This window comes from Streptomyces sp. WELS2, from assembly GCF_013870595.1.
GTDB lineage: Bacteria > Actinomycetota > Actinomycetes > Streptomycetales > Streptomycetaceae > Streptomyces.
Map to the genome: position 1 here is coordinate 1 of NZ_JACBWZ010000658.1, position 3,550 is coordinate 3,550.

At 71.9% G+C, this 3,550-nt stretch carries 3 protein-coding genes and 1 pseudogene; all 4 read left to right on the forward strand.

From position 1 onward, the window contains the following. Positions 1-195 (forward strand): annotated as a pseudogene (locus H5J33_RS36835) (hypothetical protein); the annotation flags it as partial. A gap of 84 nt (positions 196-279) precedes the next feature. Next, complete coding sequence (locus H5J33_RS27580) at positions 280-858, forward strand: carbonic anhydrase (RefSeq protein ID WP_181797546.1); 579 nt, start codon at positions 280-282, stop codon at positions 856-858. Between the two features lie 8 nt (positions 859-866). Then, positions 867-2,345 carry a SulP family inorganic anion transporter gene (locus H5J33_RS27585; RefSeq protein WP_181797547.1) on the forward strand — a complete coding sequence of 493 codons (1,479 nt, stop codon included), beginning with the start codon at positions 867-869 and terminating at the stop codon, positions 2,343-2,345. Positions 2,346-2,450: 105 nt separating this feature from the next. Further along, complete coding sequence (locus H5J33_RS27590) at positions 2,451-3,386, forward strand: slipin family protein (RefSeq protein WP_258565437.1); 936 nt, start codon at positions 2,451-2,453, stop codon at positions 3,384-3,386. The last annotated feature ends 164 nt before the right edge of the window (positions 3,387-3,550 follow it).

The following is a 3,550-nucleotide window of genomic DNA, read 5'->3' on the forward strand; positions in this document are numbered from 1 at the left end:
TACCTTTCCGGCGCCGCACAGCAGCTGCGCGACCGGCATCGCGGCCCGGCGGCCGGGGGGTCCGAGGACGGTGCCCTCATATCCGGCCGCGCGGCCCCGGCGGCCCCGGCCGCACCGCGCGACGGACCGCTCCGCCCGTCCTCCAGAGCCTTCGGAGCCCACACACCGGCGATGCTCCAGGTCTTCCGCTGCTGAGGCCCGGGTAGCTCGATCCGCCCCCCCACAACCGTCGTTCGAGTCCGACGCGCCGGGCAGGCGCGCCAGGAGGAACCCACACACATGCAGCCCCTCATCGACAACGCCCGTACCTTCGGACAACGCCCTGAGGAGTTCGCCAAGCTCGCCCAAGGCCAGTCCCCGCAGGTCCTGTTCATCACCTGCTCCGACTCCCGGGTCGTCCCGGCCCTGATCACGGGCGCCCGCCCCGGCGAGCTGTTCGAGCTGCGCACCGCGGGCAACATCGTCCCGCCCTACGCCTCCGAGCACCCCACCAGCGAGGCGGCCACCATCGAATACGCCGTGGAGGTGCTCGGCGTCCGCGACATAGTGGTCTGCGGCCACTCGCACTGCGGCGCCGTCGGCGCCCTGGTCCGCGGCGACGACCTCACCGCCGTACCTGCCGTGCGCGACTGGCTGGTCTCGGCCACCCCGCGCCCGTCCGGCAAGGCCGAGGACCCGGAGGTCGCCGAGGGAGTGCAGGGCCATGTCCTCACCCAGCTGCTGCGGCTGCGCTCGTACCCCTGTATCGAGCGGAAGCTGGCCGAGGCCGAACTGAACCTGCACGCCTGGTACTACGAGGTGCACACCGGCACGGTACGGACGCACCGCCCGCAGACCGACGCCTTCGAGGCGCTGTGAGCCCGCCGATGACCGACAACCGCACCCTGATATCCCGTTTCCCGCACCTGAAGCAGGACTTCGCCGCCTCGCTCGTCGTCTTCCTGGTCGCCGTCCCGCTGTGCGTGGGCGTGTCCGTCGCCTCCGGGGCACCGGCCGAACTGGGCCTGGTGACCGGCATCGTGGGCGGTCTCGTCACCGGAGTGATGCGCGGCAGCAGCCTCCAGGTGTCGGGACCGGCCGCCGGCATGACCGTGCTCGTCTACGAGGCGGTGCAGGAGTTCGGCCTGCCGGTGCTCGGCGTGATCGTGCTCGCCTCCGGCGCCATCCAGTTGGCCATGGGACTGTTGCGGCTGGGCCGTTACTTCCGTGCCATCTCCGTCTCCGTCGTGGAGGGCATGCTGGCCGGCATCGGCCTGGTGATCATCGCCGGGCAGCTCTACCCGGCGATGGCCGCCAAGGCCCCCGACTCCGGTCTGGGCAAGATCGCCGAACTGCCCGGCACGCTCGTGGACTCCTTCGGCGACACCGGCGCGCTGTCCTCCCTGACGGTGGCCGCGGGCACCATCGCGGTGCTGCTGCTGTGGAAGCACGCCCCGCGGAAGGTGCGCACGGTGCCCGGCCCGCTCGCCGCGGTGGGGCTCGCCACGCTGGCCGTGTTCGCGCTGGACCTGCCCGTGGCCACGGTGGAAGTGAAGGGCCTGCTCGGCGCCGTCCAGCCGCCGCCGCTGAGCGCCTTCGGCGAACTGGCCGGTATCGGACTGCTGGGCACGGTCGTCGCGTTCACCCTGATCGCGTCCGCCGAGTCCCTGTTCAGCGCGGCGGCCGTGGACCGGCTGCACTCCGGGCCGCGCACCGAGTACAACAAGGAGCTCATCGCCCAGGGCACCGGCAACATGGTGTGCGGGGCGCTCGGCGCGCTGCCGATGACGGCGGTGATCGTGCGCAGTGCGGCCAACGTCCAGGCGGGCGCCCGTACGAAGGCCTCCCGGGTGCTGCACGGCGCGTGGCTGCTGCTGTTCGCGGCGCTGCTGCCCGACGTGCTCGCCTACATCCCGATCCCGGCCCTCGCGGGCATCCTGATCCACGCGGGCGCCAAGCTGATCCCCGTCCGGTCGCTGGGCACGCTGTGGCGCGAGCACCGGGGGGAGGCGGTGGTCCTCGCCGTCACCGCCGTCTCCATCGTCGCGGTCAGCATGTTCGAGGGCGTGCTCATCGGCCTGGCCCTGGCGGTGGTGAAGACCGCCTGGGAGGCCTCGCACGTCAGGCTGGACGTCGTGGACGAGGGGGCGGGCCCGATAGAGGCGCGTCTGATGGGCAACGCCACCTTCCTGCGGCTGCCGAAGATCCTGGACGGCCTGGAGTCGCTGCCGCAGGACCGTCCGGTCCGGCTCGACCTGTCCGGGGTGCACCATCTGGACCATGCCTGCCGGATGGCCCTGGACAACTGGGCGGCCCGGCACAGCACGGCCGGGACCGACCCGGTCAAGCTGGTCACAGCCGCCTGAGCCCCCTCCCGTGGGGCCGGGACGCCGGGAGCACTCGGCATCCCGGCCCCACGGGCCTATCGTGGCAACAGCAGACAAAACCGACCTCTGGGCGAGGAGGTCACCATGGTCGCGGACCTTCTGGTGGCCGTTGCGGCGGCGGGCTCCGCCGGTGTCGTGTACCTGGCGTCGGCGGTAAGAGTGGTCAAGCAGTACGAACGCGGGGTGCTGTTCCGGCTCGGCCGGGTCAGTGGGGGCGTACGGTCGCCGGGGCTGAATCTGATCATTCCCTTCGTGGACCGGCTGCAGAAGGTCAACATGCAGATCGTGACGATGCCGGTGCCGGCCCAGGAGGGCATCACCCGGGACAACGTCACCGTCCGGGTGGACGCGGTGGTCTACTTCCGGGTGATGGACGCGGCGAGCGCGCTGGTGAAGGTCGAGGACTACAAGTTCGCGGTGTCGCAGATGGCCCAGACGTCCCTGCGGTCCATCATCGGCAAGAGCGACCTGGACGACCTGCTCTCCGACCGCGAGAAGCTCAACCAGGGGCTGGAGCTGATGATCGACAGCCCGGCGGTGGGCTGGGGCATCCAGGTCGACCGGGTGGAGATCAAGGACGTGTCCCTGCCGGACACGATGAAGCGGTCGATGGCCCGCCAGGCCGAGGCGGACCGGGAGCGCCGGGCCCGGATCATCAACGCCGACGCCGAGCTGCAGGCGTCGAAGAAGCTCGCCGAGGCCGCCCAGCAGATGGCGGAGACGCCGACCGCGCTCCAGCTGCGGCTGCTGCAGACGGTGATGGCGGTGGCGGCCGAGAAGAACTCCACGCTGGTGCTGCCGATCCCGGTGGAACTGCTGCACTTCCTCGAGCGCGGCGGCCGGCCGTCCCCACCGGACCAGGACCGGGGCCCCGCGCCCGGGCACACCGACGGCGCGCCGGAGCAGCACACCGACGGTGGACCGGAGCAGCACACCGACGGCACCTCGCAGCTCCCGGTGACCGGCACCGGCGTTACCTCCCAGGTCCCCGGCACGGACAGCCCACCGCCACTCCCGTGACCGCCGGCCGGCTCCGGCCGCGGATGTGAGCTCGGTGGGCCTGGGTACCCGGCGGGCATGCGTGAGCAGCGGAAGGTCACCGATTCGTACTGGCTGCACACCGCTCCCGGGCCCGGCCACCCCGCCCTGGACGCGGATCTCGAGGTGGACGTGGCCGTCGTCGG

Excerpts from the sequence above, each read along its gene's own strand:
- H5J33_RS27580 (WP_181797546.1), top strand. The coding sequence starts at position 280 with ATGCAGCCCCTCATCGACAACGCCCGTACCTTCGGACAACGCCCTGAG.
- H5J33_RS27585 (WP_181797547.1), top strand. The coding sequence starts at position 867 with ATGACCGACAACCGCACCCTGATATCCCGTTTCCCGCACCTGAAGCAG.
- H5J33_RS27590 (WP_258565437.1), top strand. The coding sequence starts at position 2,451 with ATGGTCGCGGACCTTCTGGTGGCCGTTGCGGCGGCGGGCTCCGCCGGT.